Genomic DNA, 23,832 nt, shown 5'->3' with positions numbered 1-23,832 from the left:
GCGCACAATGGACCCGGCCCCGGACCTCAACATCATTGACCGCTTCCTGGCGGCCTTCTCGCAATACATCGACAGCGGGTTCGGCCTGCTCGGCGGCGACGTAGCGTTTCTCACCACCATCCTGATCGGTCTCGACATCACGCTGGCCGGTCTGTGGTGGGCGATGGACGCGGACAAGGACGTCCTGGGCCGGTTCCTGAAGAAGATTCTCTATGTCGGAATCTTCGCCTTCATTCTCGGCAACTTCCAGCAACTCGGCGACATCGTCTTTCGCAGTTTCGCCGGACTCGGCCTCACCGCGGGCGGCGGCGCGATCGGCCCTGACGACTTGCTGAAGCCGGGCAAGCTCGCCTCCGTCGGGTTCGACGCAGCCAAGCCGATGCTGACGGCGATCGAGGACATGGTCGGCTTCCCCGAGGTGTTCGGCAACGCCCTGTCGATTCTCGTGCTGTTTGTCGCCTGGCTGATCGTGGTGCTCGCCTTCTTCATCCTCGCGATCCAGATCTTCCTGACGGTCGTCGAGTTCAAGCTGACGACGCTGGCGGGCTTCGTGCTCGTCCCTTTCGCCCTGTTCAACAAGACGAGCTTCCTCGCCGAACGGGTGCTGGGCAACGTCGTCTCGTCGGGCCTGAAGGTCATGGTGCTCGCCGTCATTGTCGGCATCGGCGCCGGCTTCTTCGAGATGTTTCTCGCGGCTGGTTCTGGCGAGCCGGATACGGCCGCCGCGATGACGCTGGTCCTCGCGTCCCTTTCCCTGCTCGGTCTCGCCATCTTTGGTCCCGGCGTCGCCTCAGGCCTCGTGTCCGGCGCGCCGCAACTCGGGGCGGGCGCGGCGGTCGGCACGGTCGCGGGCGCCGCCATCCTCGGTGCAGGAGGCGCAGCGATCGGCGCGCGCGCCTTGGGCGCGGTCGCATCCGGCGGAATGGCGAGCTTGCGCGCGGGAACGGCGATGGGGTCCGCCGCGCGGGCGTCCTATCAGCTTGGTCAGGAAGCGGCCGGCAAATCCACGGTGGGCGCGGGCGCCGCGGGCATGGCGCGCGCCGCAGGCGGAGCGATGCGGCAGAGCGCGCGATCCGCCGCATCGCGCCTTTCCCAGCCGTTTCGCGAGAGCGCCCAGAAGGGACGGGACGCCGCCTGGAACGCCGTGAACGGCGCGCCGCCGCCTGCACCTGGCGCGCGTCCCGACGCGGCGGCCGCCCCGGCGTGGGCCCAGCGGATGCGCGGCGAACAGACGTCCCGCCACCGAATGCACATGGCCGCTCAGACCGTGAAGGATGGCGACCGTCCAGGCGCGCCCGCCAATCCCGACCTCAGTCAGAAGGACGACTAGCATGAAATTCAAGCGACCCATCCAACGCTATGGCCGGACGCCGCAGCCGGAAACACCCTATCAGCGGGCCGGTCAGATGTGGGACGACCGGATCGGCTCCGCCCGCGTTCAGGCTCGCAATTGGCGGTTGATGGCCTTCGGCTGCCTCATCATCAGCGGCGGGCTCGCGGCTGGCAATGTCTGGCAGTCGACCCAGAGCCGCGTGGCGCCCTATGTGGTCGAGGTCGATCGGCTCGGCGACGCGCGGTCGGTCGCGCCCGCCATCCAGAACTATCGTCCGACCGACGGCCAGATCATCTGGCACCTCGCGCGCTTCGTCGCCAACGTCCGGTCCGTCTCGACCGACCCCGTGCTGGTCAAGCAGAACTGGCTGGAGGCCTATGACTTCGCCACGGACCGCGGAGCGCGCTTCCTCAATGAATACGCCCGCACCAACGACCCGTTCGCCATGATCGGCGAGCGCAGCGTGTCGGTGCAGGTCACGAGCGTCGTGCGCGCCTCGGATTCGTCGTTCCAGGTGAAATGGGTCGAGCAGACCTACGAGCGCGGCAGTCTTGCCAGGACCGAGCGCTGGACGGCGATCCTGACGACGGTCTTTCGCGCGCCGAAGACGGCGGACGCGCTTCGCAAAAACCCTCTTGGTCTGTTCGTCAACGCGATCGACTGGTCCCGCGAACTCGACACGACCGTGCCGGCGCAGCCGCCGGTCGGAGCGGCGCCGTTTCCCAACCCGTCCATCGCCGCCCCTGAAGGAGATACGCCGTGATCCGTTTGCCGCTTGCCGGGGTCTCCGCCCTGGCGCTCGCCGCGTGCGCGGGAAAAACACCGCCGCCCGCCATCGCCTACGACCCCGTCGATTTTCAGCCCGCCGTCGTCGCGGCGGAACCGCCGATCCCGGTCGAGATCGTAGAAACCCCGGTTCCGTTGCCGCTGCCGGGCCAACTCCAGCCGGTGCCTTCCGCGCGCCGCGAGACCGGCTCGCCCACGGCCAGCGTCGAGGCCGCAAACCGCGCCGCGACGCAGGAGCCGTCGCGCGCGGGCTACGTCAACGCCGTGCAGGTCTACCCCTGGACCGAAGGCGCGCTCTACCGGCTCTACGCCGCGCCGGAACGAGTCAGCGACATTGCGCTTCAGCCGGGCGAGGAACTGATCGCGGTATCCGCCGGCGACACTGTGCGCTGGGTCATCGGCGATACGGTGAGCGGGGCCGGCGACCATCGGCGGGTGCATGTCCTGGTCAAGCCCTTCGCGGCGGGACTGCATACCAACATGGTCATCACCACGACGCGTCGCGCCTATCACCTCGCGCTCGAAAGCACCGATACGACCGCGATGGCGGCGATCTCCTGGACCTATCCGCAGGACCGGTTGCTGGCGCTGCAAAGGCGAAATGATGGAGCCGCGGCGACGCAGACGATCGCGCCCGCCGTCGCCGTCGAGAACCTGCGCTTCCGCTATGCGATCACCGGCGATGCGCCGCCGTGGCGGCCGCTTCGCGCCTGGGATGACGGGGCGAAGGTCTATATCGAGTTTCCGGCCCGGCTCGATCAGGGGGAGGCGCCGCCGCTGTTCGTCGTCGGCCCGCTCGGCGACGCCCACCTCGTGAACTATCGGGTCAGCGGACACCATTACATCGTCGACCGGCTGTTCGCCGCGGCGGAACTGCGCATGGGCGAAGCGCCGCAGCAGGTCGTGCGGATCACCCGAACCGATGGTGATCAGCGGCGCGGCCGGAGGGCGTCGCGATGATCGACGAGCCCGACACGCCCCGCGAGACCCCGCCACGCGAGGGTACTCCCAAGTCGTCCCCCGACGCCTTTACCCTGCGCGCCGCGCCGCGCCGCATCGTCCGGTTCAAGCGCAGCGTCGTCATCGGCGGCGCTGCGGCCGGGGCGGCGGCGATCGCCGGCGTCGCCTGGCTCGCGCTGGCGCCAGCGACGCTCCGGATCGCAGAGCCCGCCGACGAGCCGGTCGTGACGGATCGCCGCGCAACCGCCGACGCCGTCGCGGACCTCCCCGGCGACTACGGCTCCGTACCGCAACTGGGGCCGCGGCTTCCGGGCGACCTCGGACGGGCGATCCTGGATGAAGAGCGCGGAGGAGACGGCGCTTCCCTCGATGCGGGAGCGCCGCCGCTGTCAGCGGAGGAACAGGCGCTTGAGGCGGAACGCCAGCGTCAGGCGGCGCAGGCGGGACAGGCGCGGGAGTCCAGCGTGATGGTGCAACTCGCCCGTCAGGCTTCCCCCACAGCCGAAGCTGCCTCGATGGGGGCGGTCGCGGCGGTCGCGCCCGCCGGGGCAGAGGAGGGGCAGCCTGGCATCGATCCCCAACGCGATCCGAACGGCCAGCAGCGCAAGATCGATTTCGTGGCGCAAGGGCCGTCCTCGACGATCAACCCGCATCGCATTCAGGAGCCGGCTTCGCCGTATCAGGTCATGGCCGGCAGCGTCATCGCGGCCAGCCTGATGACGGGTCTGCGATCTGATCTGCCCGGCTTCGTCACCGCCCAGGTCACGGAGAACGTCTACGACTCCGCGACGGGCCGCATCCTGCTAATCCCGCAAGGCGCGCGGCTGATCGGCAGCTATGACAGCGTCGTGGCCTTCGGTCAGAGCCGAGCGCTTCTAGTCTGGCAGCGCATCATCCTGCCTGACGGCGCTTCGATTCAGCTCGACAACCTCCCGGCGACCGATGCTTCGGGCTACGCGGGGCTCGCCGACAAGGTGGATTTCCATACTTGGCGACTCCTCAAGGGCGTCGCGCTTTCCACCCTGCTCGGGGTCGGAACAGAACTGACTGTCGACGGAGAAAGCGACCTCGTCCGGGCCGTCCGCGAGTCGACCCAACAATCCAGCAGCCAAGCCGGGCAACAGATCGTCACCCGGAACCTCGACGTCCAACCCACCATCACCATCCGCCCCGGATTTCCGCTGCGCGTGATCGTCCACAAGGATCTCGTGCTGCGTCCGTGGGCCCGCTGAGAGGAGAGACCCAATGCTGAAGCTCGGCAAACTGCCTGATCGGACGCCGATCAAGCTCACCATCACCGTGACGCCGGACCTTCATCGGTCGCTGGCCGACTACGCCGCCGTTTATCGCGAGGCATACGGGGACAAAGCCGAAACCGCGGACCTTATCCCGGCGATGCTCGAAGTCTTCCTCGCCGGCGACAGGGAGTTCGCCAAGGCGCTGAAGGCGAAGGGAGGCTGAGATGGGCGTCATCGGAAAGTTCAAGCCGACCAAGCAGGGCGGCTGGGAAGGCCGCATCGAAACCCTCCTCATCGACCGGAAAATCAGGTTCGTTCCGAACGACGACCGTCGAAACGACAACTCGCCGGACTATGTCGTCATGCTCGGCTGGTCGCGCGTCGGCGAGGCCTGGAAAGCGACGTCGCGGGAGAGAATCCGCGAGACTATCTCCGCGTTCGGTTGAACGACCCCTGGTCGGAGCCGAAGCGTGCGACCCTGTTTCCAGCGCCGGACGGCGCCACAGCCGAGCTGGTCTGGAGCCGCCAGCACCGGATGCGGGATTGGGACGATGAACCCTGACCGCCGCTCTGGGTCGTCCATCCCGAAGAAAGACGTTCGTCCGTCGCGGCGCGGCGGCCACTTTTCCGCGGATCTCGCGCGTGACGCGCAAGCGCACTTCCAGAAGCAGTCGATAGGGGAAGTTTCAGAAGTCGAGGCGCGGGCGATGCTCGCCGATCTGACGGACTTCTTTCGTATCCTCATCGAATGGGATTCGAAGCGTAGAGCAAAGCCTGGACGGTCTACTCCAAAGTCACGCAAGAAGGAGTGATGAGACAGATCACGCCTTGGTGTCGCGTTGCAGTAAATTTTCGTATGTAATTGAAATATATAGCAACATTCTCAACTTTGCGAGTTATTTGCTTGATTGGTTCTGCTGGTTCGCTAGGATTCTGCGTCCGGCGTTGTCGATGCTCTTTTCTGGATTGAGCCGTTGCCGCGCCGTTATCGCCTTTGCTCGGCGACCTTAGCGGGAGACAGATATGGCCAGTCGGAAAGTCGCGCGTTCTGCACCAGTTATCGAGATAAGACGGGCTGTTATGTATGCTCGTGTTTCATCGAAGGAGCAGGATCGGGAAGGATTTTCCATCCCGGCTCAAACCAAGCTGATGAAAGACTACGCCGATGCCAACGATATTCAGGTGGCGCGGGAATTTGTCGACGTTGAAACCGCCAAGAAGAGCGGGCGCACCAGCTTCAACGAAATGCTGCAATACATTCGCCGGCACCCTACAGTTCGGACGCTTCTGGTCGAAAAGACCGACCAACTCTATCGCAATCTCAAGGATTGGGTGACGGTCGACGACCTCGACATCGAAATTCATTTCGTAAAAGAGGGCGTCGTCCTCTCGCAGGACTCCCGCTCTTCCGAAAAGTTCATGCACGGCATCAAGGTGCTGATGGCGAAAAACTATATCGACAATCTGTCGGAAGAAACCCGAAAGGGCATGTTGGAGAAGGCGGAGCAGGGCCTGTGGCCGACAGTCGCACCGATCGGCTATCTGAACGTCGAAGGTCCGAACGGTAAGAAGATCATCACCATCGATCCGGCGCTCGGTCCGCTCGTTCAGCGCCTATATGAGTGGTATTCTACAGGCCAATACTCGCTAAAGGACGTTTCCAAGAAGGCTCGGCAGGCTGGCCTGACCTACCGGAAGAGTGGCGCTCCCATAGGCGTAAGCACGGTCCATACGATCCTGCGGAACCGAATCTATACCGGCGCCTTCGAATGGCTGGACAAGGTCTATCAGGGCTCCCACGCGCCGTTGATTTCCGAGGACCTTTGGGGCGCGGTCCAGGATGTCCTAGACGGGCGCAAGGCGGCCAACATTCGCGCCAGCGCAAACGACTTTCCGTTCACCGGCATGATGACGTGCGGTCATTGTGGTTGCGCGATGGTCGCTGAGATCAAAAAGCAGCGATACATTTATTACCACTGCACGGGCTTCAAAGGAAAATGCGGCGAGCCGTATGTCCGCGAGGAGGTGCTGGAGCAGCGATTCGCCGGACTGTTGCGGCAACTGCGATTCGATGATGCTGCTTTTGAACTGATCCAACGCGCCTTGCGCGAAAGTCTCCAGGATGAAACCCGCGAGCGTAGGGCGGCGATTGAGCGGCTCCGCGGCGAGGCCGATCGGCTACAGGCTCGCATCGAGCGAATGTACGAAGACAAACTCGACGGGGTGATCTCCGACGACTTCTATCGCCGGATGCAAATCGTGTGGCGCGAGGAGCGGGATCGTTGCCTGAAGGACATTGAGCGGCACCATAGCGCTGATGACGAGTATATCGATAACGGGATTGCGCTGATCCGTCTCGGACGGGAAGCACACGATCTCTTCGAGCGGGCCTCCGCTTCAGAGAAGCGAAGGGTGCTGAATCTCGTACTTTCGAACTGCTCCTGGGCCCATGGAGAGCTTACAGCAAAGTTCCGTCAACCATTTGATTTATTGTCGGAAACCATCGCCCAATCCACCCTCCCAAAGAAGGGGGAAACGGGCGATTTGCCCGAAAATGAGAAATGGCTCCGCGGGTAGGATTCGAACCTACGACCAGCCGATTAACAGTCGGCTGCTCTACCACTGAGCTACCGCGGAACATCCCCTCGGGGGAGGCCGGCGTATAGCAGCGCCTTTTCAATTCATGCAACGGGTAAAAGGCAGAAATCGCCAAATTTTTCGCAATGCCCTGCGCTACAAGGCTCCGCATGACGCCGACCCATGTGAACGACCCCGATGATCCGCGCATCGCCGCCTTCCGCAATGTGAAGGAGCGCGACCTGACCGGGCGGCATGGCCTGTTCGTCGCTGAAGGCGAGGTGGTGTTGCGCGTGCTGGCGTCCGAGGCGTCGCGCTGCTCGCCGGTGTCCGTTCTGATCGCTGAGAAGCGCGTGGAGAGCCTGCGAGGGGTGCTGGAGCGCCTGCCGGGCGACGTGCCGGTTCATGTGGCGTCGCAGGCGGTCCTGAACGCCGTGGCGGGGTTCGACCTGCATCGCGGCATTCTGGCTCTGGGGCGCAAGCCTGAGGTCGTCGATCCGGGCGCTCTGCTGGACAGCCTGCCAGAGCGGGCCGTGGTGGTCGTGGCGTGTGGAATCGGCAATCACGACAACATGGGCGGGCTGTTCCGCAACGCCGCCGCCTTTGGCGCCGGAGCCGTGCTGCTGGATCGGACCTGTTGCGATCCTTTTTATCGCAAGGCGATCAGGGTCTCGGTCGGAGCCGTGCTGCGGACGCCTATGGCGACGGAGCTGGAGGCCGAAGCGATGATCGAGCTGTTGCAGGGCAAGGGCTTTGAGGTTTTGGCCCTGACGCCCTCTGCGGACCAGACGCTGGCGGAGCTGAGGCCAGGCAGGCGCACGGCCCTTCTATTGGGCAGCGAAGGGCCTGGTCTGCCGCGAGACCTGATCGCGCGTTGTCGTCCGGTCGGTATCCGGATGGCGGGCGGATTCGATTCGCTGAACGTGGCAGCGACCAGCGCCGTCGCCCTGCACCATCTGACGACAGCGGGAGCCGGGTAGCTCAGAAAACAAGAAAGCCGCCCCGAAGGGCGGCTTTCTCGATGTTCATCGCGATGGAGGCCTGACCGGGAATCGAACCCGGGTGCAAGGATTTGCAGTCCTCTGCGTCACCACTCCGCCATCAGGCCGTGACCCCGTATTTCATGGGCCCCGCCATCGCGAGGGCCGTCAGCTATCAGATCGGATTGTCCGCTGCAACGCACGGACCTATAAGCGCGTCACATTTCTTCGCCTGAGCCGACCTGAAGGACTTCGGATTATGGATTTCGCCGCCGCCCGCAAGGTGATGCTGGACTCGCAGGTCCGCGTGAACGACGTCACCGACCGCCAACTGCACGCCGCCGTCGGCGCTGTGGAGCGCGAGCGATTCTGCGCCGCCGACCGCGCCTTCTCGGCCTATGCCGACGTCGAGCCGGAAATCGCGGGCGACCGTCGTCTGATGCTGCCGCGCGATGTGGCCAAGCTGCTGCAAGGGTTGGACGCCCGCGCCGGTGAAAAAGCCCTGGCGATCGCCGCGCCGTACGCCGCCGCCGTCCTGGCGCACATGGGCCTGTCGGTTACGGCTCAGGAATCCGACGCGGCCGTGTTCGACGTGGTCGGCGCCGCCCTGGCCGAGGCCGGGGTCGAGACCGTCGTGGCGCCGCTAAGCCAGCCGCAGGGCGAGGGCTACGACCTGATCATCAGTGAAGGCGCGGTCATTGAGCGCCCCGAATCGTGGATTGCGGCCCTGCGCCCGGGCGGCCGTCTGGCTGTGGTGGAGCGCGACGGCGCCAGCGGCGCGGCGATCCTCTATGTGCGTGGTCGCGAAGGTGTTTCGCGGCGCGAATTGTTCGACGCTGCGCCTGAGTTGCTGGCGGAAATGGTCCCCGCGCCTGCGTTTGCGCTTTAAGGCTATTGGCGGCGACGGAAAGGGCGTCGCGCTGCGTGAAAAAAACTTAACTGGCGTCGGACGCGGCTAGCCCCCAACTACGCCGCTACAAGGCACTACAGGCGCGCCGGATGGGGGCGTCAGGCAGGGACAGGTTCATGTTGAAACGCTCGCGCGCGCTCGCTTCGGTCGCACTGGTCGCATTGACGATGGGGGCGACGCCGGTCTTCGCCGAGTCGCTCCAGGAAGCCATCGGTCTGGCCTATCGCACCAATCCGACCCTGTTGGCGCAACGGGCGAATCAACGGGCCCTGGATGAGAGCATCGTCCAGGCGCGCGCGGGTCTGCGCCCGACCGTCAACGCTTCGGCGGGTGTCGATTACAGCCGCACGCGCACCGATCGTGTGACGACGACGATCCCCGGTCAGACCTTCTCGATCGACACCAACGGCGACGGCGTGCCCGAGGCCACCGGCACGCTGCCGGGCAGCAGCAGCACCAGCGGCGGGACGATCGAAAGCGACGGCGCCAGCGCCAGCGTCAGCCTGACGCAGAATATCTGGACGGCTGGGCGCGTGTCGCACGGCATTTCTGCGGCCGAAGCCAATGTGCTGGCCGGTCGCGAGAACCTGCGTCAGGTCGAGCAGCAGGTCATGGTGACGGTCATTCAGGCCTACGCCGACGTCACCCGCGATCTGGAAATCCTGCGCATCCGCCAGGAGAACCTGAAGGTGCTGCGTCGCCAGTTGGATGAATCGAACGCTCGATTCGAGGTCGGCGAGATCACCCGCACAGACGTCGCTCAGTCCGAAGCCCGTCTGGCGCAGTCCGAATCCGATCTCGCCAGCGCTCAGGCGCAACTGTCGGTGTCGCGCGCGGCCTACGCCGCCGTTGTGGGACAGGCGCCGTCCAACCTGCAGACCCTGCCTACGCTGCCGGGTCTGCCGACCGATTTCGACAGCGCCATGGACGTCGGCCTTGCCGAGAACCCCGGCGTGCTTTCCGCCGTTCACGCTCAGCGCGCGGCCGAGGCCAATGTGGCGGCGGCGCGAGCGGAGTATCTGCCTTCGGCGCGCCTGAACGCCTCCTATGGCGGGACGGCCAATGATCTGTCGGGCTTGGACCTGGGCGATCGCACCAGCTTTACGGCGGGCGCCACGGTCTCCGTGCCCTTGTTCACGGGCGGCCTGAATCGTTCGCGCGTCGCCCAGGCTCTGGAGCGCGCCAACGCCGCACAGATCAATGTAGAGGGTGAACGTCGCACGGTTCTGCAGTCGGTCAGCTCGGCCTATGCTCAGAGCACTTCTGCGCGTTCCAGCGTTCAGGCCGGCGAACAGGCGGTGCGGGCCGCTTCGGTCGCCGCTGAAGGCGTGCGCCAGGAAGCTCAGGTCGGCCTGCGCACCACCCTGGACGTGCTGAACCAGGAGCTTGAACTGCGAAGCGCGGAAGTCGCCCTGACCAGCGCTCGCCGCAATGAATATGTGGCCCAGGCCCAGCTTCTGGCGGCCATGGGCCGTCTGGGCGGTCCCAACCTGGATCCGACGATCGAGGCCTATGACCCGTCCGACAACTATCGTGCGGTGCGCAATCGCGGCGCCCTGCCTTGGGATGGCGTGATCGAGGCCATCGACCGCGTCGCCGCCCCGGCCACGACGCCCGCCGTCGATGTGGAAGATGCGCCGGTTGATCGTCAGTTGAAGGGCGAAGTCGTTCGCACTGCTCCCCAGGGCTGAAGACTGAACGACAAAACGTTCGTTGATTCCGACGGGCGTTGATGCGACGACAGGATTCAAGGGGAGGCGAGTCTGAAAGCTCGGTCCCCATCGTCGCCTGCCTAGTCCGCATCGGTTGGCGAGTGTCCCCGTTCGAGCGCCCAGGTTGAGGTTCCGACATGACCGAACAAGCCGCCCAGGAACCGACGATGGAAGAGATTCTGGCGTCGATTCGCCGGATTATCTCTGAAGACGACGCTCCGGCTGAAACCGCTCCTGTGGCGGAAGCGGCTCCAGAGCCCGCGCCGGAGCCAGAACCCGTCGTCGCCGAGCCGGAGCCCGCTCCCGTGGAGGACGAAGTGCTGGAGCTGACCGAGCCTTATGAGGCGCCGGCCGCCGAAGCCATCGGCGATCTGGACGTGGCGGACGCTGCGCCGTTCCCGACCGAGCCCGCGCCGGCGGCGCCGCAGCCCGTCGTCGCCGCGGCAGAGGTCGAAACCCTGGTCGGCGAAACCGCTGCGGCCAGCGCGGCTTCGGCCTTCGCCGGTCTGGCCGCCAGCTTCCAGAAGCCGGAACCCGCGCCGGTCGCCTCGGCCGCCGACATGAACTTCATGAGCGGCAATACGGTCGAGGCCATGGTCCGCGAGATGTTGCGCCCGATGCTGAAGGATTGGCTGGACGCCAATCTGCCCGCCATCGTCGAGGCTCAGGTCCGCAAGGAAGTCGAACGCATCGCCCGCAACGCAGGCTGATCGCTTCAAAACCTCGCTGAGTTTTTTACGACGCCTTTCAGTCCGCTGAGGGGCGTTCGTTTTTCCAGTCGAACAGGGATTCCAGCAGACGCACGGCCTGACCGCGCTCGCTGGTCAGCTCGGGATCCCGGCCCAGCAGAAGACGCGCATCGTCCGCCGCCGCCAGCAGCAGCGAGCGATGGCGGATCGGGTCGGCGAAACGATAGGCGGGGAAACCGCTCTGCTTCAGCCCCAGCGGATCGCCGCCGCCGCGCAGGCGGAAGTCTTCCTCGGCGATGACGAAGCCATCCTCGGTACGGCGCAGGGTCTCAAGTCGTTCTTTCGCCGTCTCGCCCAGGGCGCCGTCCTCGCCGCCGTACAGCAGGATGCAGGAACTGGCCTTGGCGCCGCGCCCCACGCGCCCGCGAAGCTGATGCAATTGCGCCAGGCCGAAGCGGTCGGCATGCTCGATCACCATGATGGAGGCGTTGGGCACGTCGACGCCGACCTCGACCACGGTCGTCGCGACCAGAACGGGCAGGCGGCCCGCCGCGAACTCGGCCATCACCGCTTCGCGCTCCGCGCCCGGCATCTGACCATGGGCCAGGCCGACCTCGGTCCCCAGATATTTGCGCAGGTCATTGGCCCGGTCCTCGGCGGCGGCCAGGTCGATGGCTTCTGATTCCGCGACCAGAGGACAGATCCAATAGGCTTGGGCGCCCACCTCGACTGCCGCCTTCAGCCGTTTCGCGACCTCGCCGATGCGCGCCAGCGGCAGGACGGCTGTGGTCACAGGCGTACGGCCGGGCGGCTTCTCCATCAGGCGGCTGACCTCCAGTTCGCCGTATTGGGTCAGCTCCAGCGTGCGGGGAATGGGCGTCGCCGACATGGTCAGTAGATGGACGCCGCCCAGAGCCGGATCGCCCTTGGCTTGCAAGCGCTGACGCTCGCGCACGCCGAAGCGGTGCTGCTCGTCGATGACGGCCAGGGCCAGCCGGTTGAACTGCACTGCGTCCTGGAATAGGGCATGGGTGCCGATGGCGACCTGAGCTTCGCCGGACGCGAGGGCCGCCAGCTTGCAGCGCCGTTCGGCCGTTGTGTCGCGGCCGGTCAGCAGCAGGCTGTGCACGCCCGCCTGATCCAACAGGGGCGACAGCTTGTCGTAGTGCTGGCGCGCCAGGATTTCGGTCGGCGCCATCAGGGCGGCCTGGAACCCATTGGACGTCGCATCGGCGAGGGCCAGGGCCGCGACGGCGGTTTTGCCCGACCCGACATCGCCCTGCAGCAGCCGCCCCATCTGCTCGCCGGAGCTCAAGTCGGCGCGGATTTCCACGACGGCCTGCTCCTGCGCGCCGGTCAGAGTGAAGGGCAGGGCGGCCAGCAACCGGGCGGACGCCTCGCCCGGCGCAATACGGGCAGCGTGCGTGATCTGGCGAGCGCGGCGACGACGGGCCAGAGCCAGTTGGTGGGCGAACAGTTCATCATAGGCCAGACGCTGACGCACCGGCGTGTCGGGCGTCAGGTCGGCTTCGTTCGTCGGGGCGTGCAGGGCCTCCAACGCCGCGCGCCAGCCGACCCAGCGCCGGGCCGCCAGCCAGTTCGGCTCCTGCCATTCCGGCAACTCAGGCGCGAGGGCCAGCGCACCCTGCGCCAGTTTGCGGATCTGGCGCGAGGTCAGCCCCTGCGTCGCCGGATAGACGGGTTCGGACAGCGGAATCTCATCCGCCTTCTCGACCGGCAGGATGTAGTCGGGGTGGGCGATCTGGACTTCGCTGTTGAAGCGCTCGACCTTGCCCGTCACCAGACGGCGCGAACCGCGTGGAGCCAGGCTCTCGATATGGCGCGGCGAACCGGCGAACCAAATCAGGTGGATGAATCCGGTGTCGTCGATGGCCCGCACCTTGATCGGCGCGCCGTGCTTGTGCGGCGGGATCAGGCGGTCGATCGTCACCTCGAAGACGCCGATCTCGCCATCGACGGCCTCCATCGCCGTGGTGCGCCGCCGCTGGATCACGCCGCTGGGCGACAGAAACAGCACGTCGCGCACGAGCGGACCCGCCACCTTCTGCACCAGCGGCGCGCTGCGTGGCCCCACGCCTTTCAGCGTGGAGACGTCGGCGAACAGGGGAAAGAGAATCTCGGGCCTCATCATTGGACAGCATAGCTGGCGAAGCGGCGTCTGGAACGCTATCTGATCGGCCTCTTACCGAAGTGAACGGACAGGCAAGGAAACCGCGTGGCCGATATCGACGCACGTCCCGAGGACGCCCTGAATTCTGATGACCGCAAGACGCGACTGGGCCGCATCGCCTTCCGCGCCTGGCGCCGGGGCTTCCGCGAGGCGGACATGGTGCTGGGGCCGTTCGCCGATCAGATCGCACCGACACTGGACGACGCTGAACTGACTGAGTTCGAGCGCCTGCTGGATGAAGAAGACCAGTACCTCTACGCTTGGATCATCGAGCGCGAACCGACGCCGCCCGAGTTCGAAGGGCCCATGCTGGCCCGCATTCGCGCCTTCATGCGCGAACATGTTGCGGCCGAAGTGGCCAAGGGTATCGGTTGATGGACGCGGCGCTGGCGCGGACCGACGCAGAATTGGGCGGCGCGCCGGAGGGGCTGGACGCCCTGATCGTCGCCGAGCGGATCAAGGCCCAGGGCGGGACCGCTCTGTTTATCGCGCGCGACTATCAGCGCACAGGCAATTTCATCCAGGCATTCCGCTTCTTCGCCAAGGATGTTGAAGTTCTTGAATATCCGTCGTGGGACTGTCTGCCCTATGACCGGCTGAGCCCGACGGCCTCGGTCGCGGCGCAGCGCATGGCGACGCTGACGCGGCTGGCGACGCGCGATCCGGCGGACCGGACGCCGCTGCTGGTGGTCGCCACCGTGGCCGCCGCCGCCCAGCACACGCCGCCGCGCAGCGCCGTGACCGGCGCCGGGTTTGCGGCCAAGGTCGGCGCCGATCTCGATACGGCGGCTCTGGAACGCTACGTCGCGGCCAACGGCTATGTGCGCGCCTCGACCGTGTCGGAGCGCGGCGAATACGCCATTCGGGGCGGGGTAATCGACGTCTTCCCGCCGGGCTTCGATGAGCCGGTGCGCCTCGACATGTTCGGCTCCGAGCTGGAATCGATCCGCGCCTTCGATCCTGAGACCCAGCGCTCGACGCGCCAGTTGAAGGCCGTCTCTCTATCGCCGGTGTCCGAAGTGCTGATGGACGCAGATTCGATCTCACGCTTCCGCAGCGGCTATCTGAACCTGTTCGGCGCACCGGGCGACGAGCCCATGTACGCCGCGGTCAGCGAGGGCGCGCGCCGTCAGGGCGTCGAGCACTGGCTGCCGCTGTTCTATGACCGGCTGGACACGCTGTTCGACTACCTGCCGGACACGGCGCCGGTCTTCCTCGACAGCCAGACGGAACAGGCGCGCGGCGAGCGTTTGAATCTGACCGTCGACGCCTATGAGGCGCGTCGGGAGGCGGCGCGCGGCAAGGGCGGGACGGCCTATCGCGCCCTGCCGCCTGCGCGGCTCTATCTGGACGACGGCGACTGGAACAGCGCCCTGGCCGGTCGCGCTGTGCGCCGTCTGTCGCCGCTGGCCGCCGGTTCGGGCGAGGACGCTGGCGGTCGACTGGGCCGCAGCTTCGCGGCCGAGCGGTCGCAGGACAGCGTCAACCTGTTCGCCGCCGTTGCTCAGCACGCCGAGGCGCTGAAAGGGCAGGGTAAGCGCGTCCTGTTCGCCTCATGGTCCGAAGGCTCGGCCGAGCGTCTGGCCGCCATGCTGGGCGATCACGGCCTGACGCACGTCGTGGCTGTGCGCGACTGGGACGATGTGCAAGGCGCGCCGGACGGGATCTATCTGCGCGCGGTGCTGCCGGTCGAGCATGGCTTCGCCACCGACGATCTGGCCGTCATCTCCGAGACCGACATTCTGGGCGACCGTTTGGCGCGGCCTAAGCGCAAGCGGCGGGCGTCGAACTTCCTGGCGGAAGCGTCGGCCCTGACGGCGGGCGATCTGGTGGTGCACCTGGATCACGGCATCGGCCGTTATGAAGGCCTGCGGACGCTGGAGATTCAGGAAGCGCCGCACGACTGCCTCGAACTCCTCTACGCCGGTGAGAGCAAGCTCTATCTGCCGGTTGAAAACATTGATCTTCTGACCCGATACGGCACGGACGCCGAAGGGGTTCAACTCGACCGTCTGGGCGGCGCGGGCTGGCAGGCGCGCAAGGCCAAGGCCAAGGAGCGCCTGCGCGCCATGGCCGAGGGGCTGATCGCCCTGGCCGCCAAGCGGGCGCTGCGGGTGTCCGACGCCATCACGCCGCCTGCGGGGCTGTTCGACGAGTTCTGCGCCCGCTTCCCCTATGAGGAGACGGACGATCAGCTGAACGCCATCGGCGACGTGCTGGAGGACCTGGGCAAGGGCACGCCGATGGATCGCCTGATCTGCGGCGACGTCGGTTTCGGCAAGACGGAGGTCGCTCTGCGCGCCGCCTTCGTAGTGGCCATGACGGGCCAACAGGTCGCCATCGTCTGCCCGACGACCCTGTTGGCGCGCCAGCACTTCAAGACCTTCAGCGAGCGCTTCGCCGGCTGGCCGATCAAGGTGCGTCACCTGTCGCGCATGGTCACGGCCAAGGACGCCAACGAGACGCGCGCAGGTCTGAAGGACGGCAGCTTCGAGATCGTCGTCGGCACCCACGCCGTGTTGGCCGATCAGGTCGGCTTCAAGGATCTGGGCCTCGTCATCGTCGACGAGGAGCAGCACTTCGGCGTCAAGCACAAGGAGAAGCTGAAGTCCCTGCGGGCCGATGTTCACCTGCTGACGCTGACGGCGACGCCGATCCCGCGCACGCTGCAGATGGCGCTGTCGGGCATCCGCGAGATGTCGATCATCGCCACGCCGCCGGTCGACCGTCTGGCGGTGCGGACCTATGTGACGCCGTGGGATCCGGTGCTGGTGCGCGAGGCCCTGCTGCGCGAGAAATATCGCGGCGGTCAGGCCTATTATGTCGCGCCGCGCCTGAAAGACCTGCCCGACATCGAGCGGTTCCTGCGCGAACAGGTTCCAGAGGTGAAGTTCGTCGTCGGTCACGGCCAGATGAGCCCGACCCAGCTGGAAGCGGTCATGAGCGCCTTCTACGACGGCGAATATGACGTGCTTGTCTCGACCACCATCGTCGAAAGCGGCATCGACATTCCAACGGCCAACACCCTGGTCGTGCATCGCGCCGACATGTTCGGCCTGGCCCAGTTGCACCAGATCAGGGGCCGGATCGGCCGGTCCAAGGCGCGGGCCTTCGCCTATCTGACAACTGATCCGACCAAGCCGCTGAGCCTGTCGGCCGAGCGGCGCCTCCAGGTGCTGCAGTCGCTGGATAATCTGGGCGCGGGCTTCCAGTTGGCGAGCCACGATCTGGACCAGCGCGGCGGCGGCAATCTGCTGGGCGACGAACAGTCGGGCCACATCCGCGAGGTCGGCGTCGAACTGTACCAGCAGATGCTGGAAGACGCCGTCGCCGAACTGCGCGAGCAGGGCGAGGCGGCGCCGGATCGCGGTTGGTCGCCTTCGATCAATGTCGGCGCGGCCGTACTGATTTCAGAGGATTACGTTCCAGACCTGAACGTTCGTCTGAGCCTGTATCGCCGCCTGTCCGACGCCGAGAAGATGGAGGACCGCGAGGCCATGGCCGCCGAACTGATCGACCGGTTCGGTCCGCTGCCGGACGAGGCGCAGCAGCTTCTGCGGATCGTCGGGATCAAGGCCAACTGCCGCACGGCCATGATCGAGAAGATCGACATCGGGCCGAAGGGCGCGGTGCTGACCCTGCGCAACAACACCTTCCCCAACCCGATGGGGCTGGTGGGCCTGATCCAGAAGAACCACGCCTTCTGGAAGATCCGCCCGGATCAGAAGATCGTGGTGAAGGGCGACTGGCCCACGCCGGAGGATCGACTGAAGGTCGCCGAGCGCATCACCGCCGATCTGGCGCGGGTGGCGGGAGCGGCCTAGCCGGCCCTTGATTGCATGCTGCGGATCAGGGCGCCGAACAGATTGACGTAGTCATCGGTCCACGGCCGTACTTCGGTCGGCTCCAGCTTGCGCCAGCGGCCGTCGGCCTTGAAGTCCGCCAGGCCTTCGGGCGTCGGCGAAATGGCCAGGGCCTCGGTCGAGGCTTCGGCCATCAGGGCGGCTTCCGGGTGCTCGATATAGATCTGGTGCAATTCGGTCGCGTCCAGTTCCCGGGCTGCTGCGACGGCGGGCAGGGTGATCTCCAGATTGCGGTTCGACAGGTGCAACACCACCACGCCCTTGGGCTTCAGCAGCTTGAGATAACCCGCGATCGCCTCGCGGGTCAGCAAATGAGTCGGCACGGCGTCGGACGAGAAGGCGTCGATGATCAGCAGGTCATAGGATCCGGCGGCCTCCTTGTTCAGCGTCAGCCGCGCATCGCCCAGAACGGTGCGGATCGGGCCGTCGGCGCAGTCTGAGATGAAGGTGAACCACTTGGGATCGCGCGACAGGCGGTCGACCATGGGGTCGATCTCGAAGAAGGTCATCTGGTCCGAGGCGCGCTTGTAGGCCGCCATGGCGCCCGAGCCCTGACCCACCACGCCGATGACGGCGTCGGGGCCGCGCGCCTGGATCAGTTCGGCCGCCTGCCCCAGCGGCGTGGTTTGCGCATAGTACATGGTCGGGGCGCAGGCGAAGTCGGGGTTGCGCGCCTGGGCGCCGTGCAGGGTGGTGCCGTGCATCAATACATGGACGTCGCCGCCCATCTTGGGGTCCGGCGTGACGGCCACGCGCATGACGCCGAAGAAGCTGCGCTCGGAAAGGCTCCAGTCGTAGCCTCGGCCGATGTAGTGGGCTGACAGAAGTCATAGCGGCGACGACGGCGGTGAACATCAGTGCGCGGTCGCGGATCAGGAAGGCGCAGATGGCGGCGACGCCCAGGATGATCTGCGCCGTCGCGGTCAGTCCGAAATCGCTGAACGTGGCCCGCATCGACGGATTGTAGCGCATCATCTCGAACAGCAGCGGAACCGAGACCGCGATCACTAGACCCGCTGTCATCAGCCAGACCTCGCGCTTGGCCGGGCGGTCGCCCAGCCACGGGCGCGCCAGGCAGACCAGCACCATGACCAATGGGTATTCCAGCACCGTCTCGAACAGGACCGGCGCCAGCAGGGCGGTGAACGCGCCCCCCAGCACCCCGCCCAACGACATCAACAGATAGAACTCGGTCAGACGGTCCGGCGCGGGACGACGCGCGGCCAGCTGCTGGTGGCACATCAGGGTGGTGAAGAAGAAGGCGAGCAGATGCAGGCCCAGCAGCATCAGCCACTGCCCGGTCGTCATGCCGACCAGTGCGGCGACCATGATGGTGAATGTCGCCTGTAAAACGAGGGTGACGGGCAGGGGTATCCAGGGCTTGGCCTGGAAGGCGATGACGAAGGTCAGCAGGTATAGGGCCAGGGGCGCGACCCACAGGAAGGGCGCTGAGGCCACATCGGTCGACACATGCGCCGTGACGCCCAACATCAGGCTGGAGGGGGCTGCAGCAAGCAGAATCAGGATGATCTTGCGGGACCAGGGGATCGTCGGACTGCGCTTGCCCGACGCGGCGACGCGTGCGGCGCCGAGGCCGCGCGGCATGATGATGGCCAGACCCACGATCATCAACGCGAAGGCGCCGTACCCGACCGTCCAGCCGATCGTCTGCGCGGACAGGGACGCCAGCGGCTCTAGAAGAGCGGGGTAGGCCAGCAGGGCCAGAAAGCTGCCGAGGTTGGAGGCGGCGTAGAGAACATAGGGATTGGCCCCGTCGGGGCGGCCGGCCCGCGCTCGGGCGTACCAGGCCTGAAGCAGGGGCGCCGTGGCCGACAGGATGGCGAACGGCGCGCCCACGGATAGGGCTAGGGCGCCTAGCAGCCAGCCGATCGGCGCGGCCGGGTCGGGATCGCCCAGGGCCTGTGTGATGCTGAGCGGCAGGAAGACAGCCGCTGCCGCCAGCAGGACCAGATGCACCACGGCCTGCAATCGCACAGACGGTATCCGCTGCAGCAGGTGAGCGTAGAGATAGCCTGCGAGAAGCGCCGCCTGGAAGAATACCATGGCGGTGTTCCACACCGATGGCGATCCGCCCAGCAACGGCAGCACCAGCTTGGTCGCCATGGGCTGAACGATGAAGACCAGGCTGGCCGAAGTGAAGATGGCGACGGCGAAGGCCGCAGGTGTTATCGCATCGACCTTGCTTTGGGCCGGAGACAGGACGTGTTCGGTCATGCGCTGCTTTCGACCTCGGGCGGATGATTCGGTCTAGGCGAGGCTATGACGACTCGATGATGGAGCGAATTCCCATGTTGCCGCAGGATATCGAGGCGACTGCTGAAAGTGTGATCCGCTGCGCGATCGAGGCCGGCCTGATGATCGCCACGGCTGAGAGTTGCACCGGCGGCCTGGTGGCGGGCGCGTTGACGGCGATTGCGGGCTCATCGGCCGTCGTTGATCGCGGCTTCGTCACCTACAGCAATGAGGCCAAGACAGAGATGCTGGGCGTATCTCAGGACGTGCTGGCGCGTTTCGGCGCAGTGTCCGAGCCGACGGCGCGGGCCATGGCCGAAGGCGCGATAACGCATTCCCGAGCCCAGGCGGCGGTGTCGATCACCGGGATCGCCGGGCCTGGCGGAGGATCAGATGAGAAGCCGGTGGGGCTGGTCCATTTCGCCGTCACGGCGGCGGATGGAACCATCATTCATGTCGAAAAGCGGTTCGGCGCCGCCGGGCGGGACAAGGTTCGGTTGGAAAGCGTGCGCGTCGCCCTGAACTTGTTGCTGGAGGTCGTATCGCGATGAAGCCTGTTGTCGTCGATGCGCGTGGTCACAAATGCCCTGTGCCCAGTCTGCGCTTGCGCAAGGCGATGGACGGGCGCCGCGCGGGCGAGCGGCTGACGTTGTTGGCGACCGATCCCATGGCGCGGATCGACGTGCCCTTTCTGATGCAGGAACTGGGCGGGCAGGTCATTCAGATCGAAGAAGCAGACGGCGTCCTGGAAATCACTGTCGAGAGCGGCGGCGCTCGGACAGGCTGACCACCGTATCGGAATAGGTTTCCGGCGAGGGTAGGGCGGCGCGCTTTTCCCAGTCGATCTCCAGTTCCGTGGCGAAGGCGCCGCCGTAGAAGACGGCATTGACGTTCCACGACAGCCAGATCAGCAGCACCACCACGGCGCCGACCGAGCCGTAGGTCGCGCCCAGATGCACGATTTGCTCGACATAGATGGTGCACAGCCAGGAGAAGAAGGTGGACATGATCGTGGCGACCAGACCGCCGACGATCGCCGCCTTCCACGCTACGCGTTTGGCGTGCGCCATGGCGTATCGATAGAGCATGGTCAGCCCCAGCCATAAGCCAAGAGCGGGCCACAAGCCGTCCAGAGGGAGAGTCAGCCAGCCGCCGGGCTGATCAGCATAGGCGTGCTCCATCAGGCGCGACGTGACCACGGCGCCTGACACTACGGTGAACAGGGCGAAGGCGGCCAGTGCGACGAGGAAGGCCAACATGTTGAACTTGAAGAAGCCAAGCGGGTTCGTTTCGTCATGGATCAGGTTCAGACCCGCCAGCAACGCCTTGAAACCTCGATGCGCGGCATAGGCGCCGATGACCAGGGCGATCGCGCTCTGGAACGACACGGTTCGGGCCGAGGCGTTGGCCAGGCGGTCGATCTCATTCAGGAACAGGGTGCGCGCGGCCGACGGTATGACGTCCGCCAAGGCGGCCGCCTGTTCGCTGACCTGACCGATCGTCAGCACGGCCTTGTAGAAACCGATCAGGATGGCGATTGCCGGAAACAGGGCCAGCAGGGCGAAGAACGAGACCCCGCCGGTATAAAGCATGACGTCCCGGCCCCAACTCCTAGCGAAAGCGCGGCCCGCCAGGCGCGCCCCACGCATGGGCAGGTCCGCGAGCGGTAAGGGCTGGGTCAATCCGAAGCCTCGTCGTCGAACAAGCGGGGGGATTAACCCCATTTGGCACGAGGTGAAAACCCCTGAGCGCCATGTCACGCTACGCGTTCTTGCCCATTGCGGGGCGCAAAGACCCCGGTATCATGCCGGATGGTTCGGGCAAGGCGGCGGGGGCGGCCGGCCGAATCCAGGAGATTTTGCTTGCTTTCCAACCCGCGCGTTCTGGTCGTCGCCAGCCTTGATGACGCTCTGGATCCCCTGTGCGAGGGGTTGGATCGGCTGGGGTGGCGGACCGTGACCGCCCGGGATCTCGATGCGGCCTTGTTGGTGCTCGCGGACATGTCGATCGATGCCGCAGTGGTCGATGTGGATCAGTTCGACGCTCAGGAGATCGAGCGACTGCGGCGCTCGGCGGACGCTCGCTATCTGACGATCCTGGGCGTAGGTGAGCCCACTCGATCCGGCGTGAACGGGTGCGATTTGACGTTGTCCAAGGCGCCGCACCCGGCGCAGGCGGCGTTGCGACTGGAGCAGATGACTCGCGCCGCGGTGGCAGAGGAGGAGTTCGTCCTGCGTCAGGCCACTCTTGGTCAGCATGGCGTCACGCTGGCTGCGCCCGACGTTGAGAACGTTCGACTGAACATCTTGACCGCCGGCGCCGCCGATCGCCGGTTTCTGGCTCTTTCCAACGCCTTGACGGAGCTTGGAGCCGAGGTCGTGGCGGCGCCGACGCCCTACACGGCCTTCGACTATCTGCATGAGCGCGCATTCGACGGCGCTGTTCTGTGGGGCGACCGATCGCACGCGCCCGCATTGGCGATTGCGGCGGGGATGCGCCGGAACACCCGCCTCTACCACATTCCGTTGACCCTTTACCTATGGGACGAGGAGACTGGGCCGGACCTGGACGATCTGTATCGTCGAGGATTCGCCGATGTGGCCGATCCCGAAACGTCGGAGGGCGACGCGGCTGCGCGCGTCATGGCGCTGGCGCGCAATCATCGCCGTCAACGGGGGCTTCGCCGCGCCCTGGACGCCGTTCGAGGCAGCGATCTGATGGATGAGGCGACGGGCCTGTTCAGTCGGGAGCTTTTCGCTTCCCACCTGAATCGTCTGGTCGGCGGGGCGAGGATGCGGTCGCGTACGCTTTCCGTGTGCGTTCTGCGCGTGGCGGATCGCGAGGCTGTTGCGGCAGCCAGGCCTGGAGGTTGGTTGGAGAAGGCCATGCCGCAGGTAGGAGCCATGGTGTCGCGTCTGGTGCGGGTCGAAGATACCGCTGCGCGCCTGTCGAGCGAGACCTTCGCCCTGGCCTTGCCTGCAACGGACGAACCCTCAGCACGCATCACCGCTGAACGGATCGCGGCCGTGATCGCCTGTACGGCCTTTGATGCCGGCAAAGACCGCTCGCCCTTCGTCGTCGAACTGGACGTCGGAGTGGCGCAACTGACCGCCGAAGACACGGCGCTGACTTTGCTGGAACGGGCCTCGGCCGGATTGCCGCGCGCCTGACCGGGCGTCAGGAGGGCAGTTCGACCGAGACGGCGGCCTGGGCCGCCAGGCCTTCACCGCGGCCGGTGAAGCCAAGCCCCTCGCTTGTGGTGGCCTTCACGCTGACGGCGTCCAGGGGCAGATTTAGTAGTTTCGCCAGTCGTTCGCGCATCGCCAGACGGTGCGGCTTTACCTTAGGATGTTCGCAGATCAGTGTGACGTCCACGTTGATGATACGTCCGCCGCGCGCGGCCACCCGCTCTGCTGCATATACCAAAAACCGATCGGAGGACGCGCCCTTCCATTGCGGGTCGCTGGGTGGGAAATGGTCGCCGATGTCGCCGTCAGCGATGGCGCCCAGGATGGCGTCGGTCAGGGCGTGCAGGCCCGCATCGGCGTCCGAATGGCCGATCAGGGTCTGGTCGTGCGGAATCTCGACCCCGCACAGCCAGACTGACGAACCGGGGCCCCAGCGATGAACATCGAAACCTTGTCCGATGCGAACGACGGTGCGGGGGGCGGCGAGCGCCTCGGCCATGGCGAAATCCTCAGGATAGGTCAGTTTCAGAAGGCGGGGATCGCCGGGGATCCGTCGGACACGGCCGCCTGTGCGCTCGACGACGGCGGCTTCGTCGGTCGCCGTCTCATCGTTCGGCCAGGCGGCATAGGCGTCGCGGATGGTCTTCAGGCGGAAGGCCTGAGGCGTCTGGGCGTGCCAGAGGCGGTCGCGATCGACGCCGCCGACAATGAAATCGCCCTCGGTGCGGCGCAGACTGTCGGCGACGGCGAGTGCGGGCAGGGCGCCGTCAGCGTCCTTAAGGCCCTGCAGCAGCGCCTCTATGATGTCGGCGCTCAGGAAAGGCCGGGCGGCGTCGTGGATCATCACAGGCTCAGCGCCATCCGCCGTCAGCGCCGCCAGACCAGCCCGAACCGAGGCGGCCCGGGTCGCGCCGCCGGGCACGGCGCGCCAGCCGGACAACCCGGCCAGGGCCGCTTGCGCCGTCGCTTCGGCGTCGGCGGCGATCACTACCACAACCTCCCGAGCGCCGGCCTTCAAGAGCGCCTCGACGGACCAGGCGATCACCGGACGTCCGGCGACGACGCGCCACTGCTTGGCGCCTCCGGCCCGCGAGCCTGAACCGGCGGCCACGACAATCGCTGAGAATCCCATGACGGCCTTCTAGGCGTCCC

At 66.2% G+C, this 23,832-nt stretch carries 21 protein-coding genes and 2 tRNA genes; 17 read left to right on the top strand and 6 right to left on the bottom strand.

Going from position 1 to position 23,832, the window contains the following annotated elements:
* The first annotated feature begins 7 nt into the window (after positions 1 to 7).
* The 8 genes from trbL to ABC419_RS09610 all read left to right on the top strand — a co-directional run bounded on the left by trbL (position 8) and on the right by ABC419_RS09610 (position 6,894).
* On the top strand, positions 8 to 1,330 hold the full coding sequence (trbL, locus tag ABC419_RS09645; RefSeq protein ID WP_200165119.1) for a P-type conjugative transfer protein TrbL: 1,323 nt from the start codon (positions 8 to 10) through the stop codon (positions 1,328 to 1,330).
* 1 nt (position 1,331) lies between these two features.
* Entirely contained in the window at positions 1,332 to 2,096 is a 765-nt protein-coding gene (trbF, locus tag ABC419_RS09640; RefSeq protein ID WP_200165118.1) for a conjugal transfer protein TrbF, read from the top strand.
* On the top strand, positions 2,093 to 3,079 hold the full coding sequence (gene trbG / locus ABC419_RS09635; RefSeq protein WP_200165117.1) for a P-type conjugative transfer protein TrbG: 987 nt from the start codon (positions 2,093 to 2,095) through the stop codon (positions 3,077 to 3,079). Before trbF ends, trbG begins: the two co-directional genes overlap by 4 nt.
* Positions 3,076 to 4,311 (top strand): TraB/TrbI/VirB10 family type IV secretion system protein, encoded by a 1,236-nt coding sequence (locus ABC419_RS09630; protein ID WP_200165116.1) that lies wholly within the window; start codon positions 3,076 to 3,078, stop codon positions 4,309 to 4,311. Before trbG ends, ABC419_RS09630 begins: the two co-directional genes overlap by 4 nt.
* Before the next feature lie 13 nt (positions 4,312 to 4,324).
* Positions 4,325 to 4,540 carry a DUF2274 domain-containing protein gene (locus ABC419_RS09625; protein WP_200165115.1) on the top strand — a complete coding sequence of 72 codons (216 nt, stop codon included), beginning with the start codon at positions 4,325 to 4,327 and terminating at the stop codon, positions 4,538 to 4,540.
* Between the two features lies 1 nt (position 4,541).
* Positions 4,542 to 4,763, top strand: a complete 222-nt coding sequence (locus ABC419_RS09620; protein ID WP_412877596.1) for a DUF736 family protein — start codon at positions 4,542 to 4,544, stop codon at positions 4,761 to 4,763.
* Between the two features lie 105 nt (positions 4,764 to 4,868).
* On the top strand, positions 4,869 to 5,129 hold the full coding sequence (locus ABC419_RS09615; RefSeq protein WP_200165113.1) for a hypothetical protein: 261 nt from the start codon (positions 4,869 to 4,871) through the stop codon (positions 5,127 to 5,129).
* A gap of 211 nt (positions 5,130 to 5,340) precedes the next feature.
* The gene (locus ABC419_RS09610; protein ID WP_412878777.1) at positions 5,341 to 6,894 is read left to right on the top strand and encodes a recombinase family protein; all 1,554 of its coding nucleotides are present in this window, start codon (positions 5,341 to 5,343) and stop codon (positions 6,892 to 6,894) included.
* Here the strand turns inward: ABC419_RS09610 and ABC419_RS09605 are convergent.
* Positions 6,880 to 6,954: transfer RNA gene (locus tag ABC419_RS09605), tRNA-Asn, on the bottom strand. The genes ABC419_RS09610 and ABC419_RS09605 overlap by 15 nt on opposite strands.
* 110 nt (positions 6,955 to 7,064) lie before the next feature.
* On the opposite strand from ABC419_RS09605, the gene ABC419_RS09600 reads away from it, so the two are divergent.
* Positions 7,065 to 7,874, top strand: coding sequence for a TrmH family RNA methyltransferase (locus tag ABC419_RS09600; RefSeq protein WP_412877597.1), 810 nt, complete (start codon positions 7,065 to 7,067; stop codon positions 7,872 to 7,874).
* 54 nt (positions 7,875 to 7,928) lie between these two features.
* Here the strand turns inward: ABC419_RS09600 and ABC419_RS09595 are convergent.
* Positions 7,929 to 8,002, bottom strand: a tRNA-Cys gene (locus ABC419_RS09595).
* Positions 8,003 to 8,133: 131 nt separating this feature from the next.
* On the opposite strand from ABC419_RS09595, the gene ABC419_RS09590 reads away from it, so the two are divergent.
* The 3 genes from ABC419_RS09590 to ABC419_RS09580 all read left to right on the top strand — a co-directional run bounded on the left by ABC419_RS09590 (position 8,134) and on the right by ABC419_RS09580 (position 11,206).
* Positions 8,134 to 8,763 carry a protein-L-isoaspartate O-methyltransferase family protein gene (locus tag ABC419_RS09590; protein WP_412877598.1) on the top strand — a complete coding sequence of 210 codons (630 nt, stop codon included), beginning with the start codon at positions 8,134 to 8,136 and terminating at the stop codon, positions 8,761 to 8,763.
* 137 nt (positions 8,764 to 8,900) lie between these two features.
* Positions 8,901 to 10,475: a TolC family outer membrane protein gene (locus ABC419_RS09585; protein ID WP_412877599.1), complete on the top strand. Its 1,575-nt coding sequence runs from the start codon at positions 8,901 to 8,903 to the stop codon at positions 10,473 to 10,475.
* Positions 10,476 to 10,633: 158 nt separating this feature from the next.
* The gene (locus ABC419_RS09580; RefSeq protein ID WP_412877600.1) at positions 10,634 to 11,206 is read left to right on the top strand and encodes a DUF2497 domain-containing protein; all 573 of its coding nucleotides are present in this window, start codon (positions 10,634 to 10,636) and stop codon (positions 11,204 to 11,206) included.
* A gap of 37 nt (positions 11,207 to 11,243) precedes the next feature.
* Here the strand turns inward: ABC419_RS09580 and recG are convergent, their stop codons facing one another.
* Complete coding sequence (recG, locus tag ABC419_RS09575; protein ID WP_412878015.1) at positions 11,244 to 13,334, bottom strand: ATP-dependent DNA helicase RecG; 2,091 nt, start codon at positions 13,332 to 13,334, stop codon at positions 11,244 to 11,246.
* 87 nt (positions 13,335 to 13,421) lie between these two features.
* On the opposite strand from recG, the gene ABC419_RS09570 reads away from it, so the two are divergent.
* On the top strand, positions 13,422 to 13,751 hold the full coding sequence (locus ABC419_RS09570; protein ID WP_412877601.1) for an FAD assembly factor SdhE: 330 nt from the start codon (positions 13,422 to 13,424) through the stop codon (positions 13,749 to 13,751).
* Positions 13,751 to 17,200 carry a transcription-repair coupling factor gene (mfd, locus tag ABC419_RS09565; protein ID WP_412877602.1) on the top strand — a complete coding sequence of 1,150 codons (3,450 nt, stop codon included), beginning with the start codon at positions 13,751 to 13,753 and terminating at the stop codon, positions 17,198 to 17,200. Before ABC419_RS09570 ends, mfd begins: the two co-directional genes overlap by 1 nt.
* Here mfd and ABC419_RS09560 read toward each other — a convergent pair.
* The gene (locus tag ABC419_RS09560) at positions 17,197 to 17,967 is read right to left on the bottom strand and encodes a spermidine synthase (RefSeq protein WP_412878776.1); all 771 of its coding nucleotides are present in this window, start codon (positions 17,965 to 17,967) and stop codon (positions 17,197 to 17,199) included. The genes mfd and ABC419_RS09560 overlap by 4 nt on opposite strands.
* Positions 17,968 to 19,548: 1,581 nt before the next feature.
* Here ABC419_RS09560 and ABC419_RS09555 point away from each other — a divergent pair.
* Both ABC419_RS09555 and ABC419_RS09550 read left to right on the top strand, forming a co-directional pair.
* Positions 19,549 to 20,043, top strand: coding sequence for a CinA family protein (locus tag ABC419_RS09555; RefSeq protein WP_412877604.1), 495 nt, complete (start codon positions 19,549 to 19,551; stop codon positions 20,041 to 20,043).
* Positions 20,040 to 20,279 (top strand): sulfurtransferase TusA family protein, encoded by a 240-nt coding sequence (locus tag ABC419_RS09550; RefSeq protein ID WP_125900280.1) that lies wholly within the window; start codon positions 20,040 to 20,042, stop codon positions 20,277 to 20,279. The genes ABC419_RS09555 and ABC419_RS09550 overlap by 4 nt, the downstream gene beginning before the upstream one ends.
* Here ABC419_RS09550 and ABC419_RS09545 read toward each other — a convergent pair.
* Positions 20,245 to 21,141: a YihY/virulence factor BrkB family protein gene (locus tag ABC419_RS09545; protein ID WP_200165103.1), complete on the bottom strand. Its 897-nt coding sequence runs from the start codon at positions 21,139 to 21,141 to the stop codon at positions 20,245 to 20,247. The two genes, ABC419_RS09550 and ABC419_RS09545, sit on opposite strands and share 35 nt — an antisense overlap.
* Positions 21,142 to 21,354: 213 nt before the next feature.
* Between ABC419_RS09545 and ABC419_RS09540 the strand changes: the two genes are divergently transcribed.
* Positions 21,355 to 22,662, top strand: coding sequence for a diguanylate cyclase domain-containing protein (locus tag ABC419_RS09540; RefSeq protein ID WP_412877606.1), 1,308 nt, complete (start codon positions 21,355 to 21,357; stop codon positions 22,660 to 22,662).
* Between the two features lie 7 nt (positions 22,663 to 22,669).
* Here the strand turns inward: ABC419_RS09540 and ABC419_RS09535 are convergent, their stop codons facing one another.
* Entirely contained in the window at positions 22,670 to 23,812 is a 1,143-nt protein-coding gene (locus tag ABC419_RS09535) for a bifunctional 2-C-methyl-D-erythritol 4-phosphate cytidylyltransferase/2-C-methyl-D-erythritol 2,4-cyclodiphosphate synthase (protein WP_412877607.1), read from the bottom strand.
* Positions 23,813 to 23,832 lie beyond the last annotated feature (20 nt).

It is taken from the genome of Brevundimonas phoenicis (genome assembly GCF_047237745.1).
Taxonomy (GTDB): domain Bacteria; phylum Pseudomonadota; class Alphaproteobacteria; order Caulobacterales; family Caulobacteraceae; genus Brevundimonas.
Note: the sequence above shows the minus strand (reverse complement) of the source record. Positions and strands in the feature narration are given on the sequence as shown.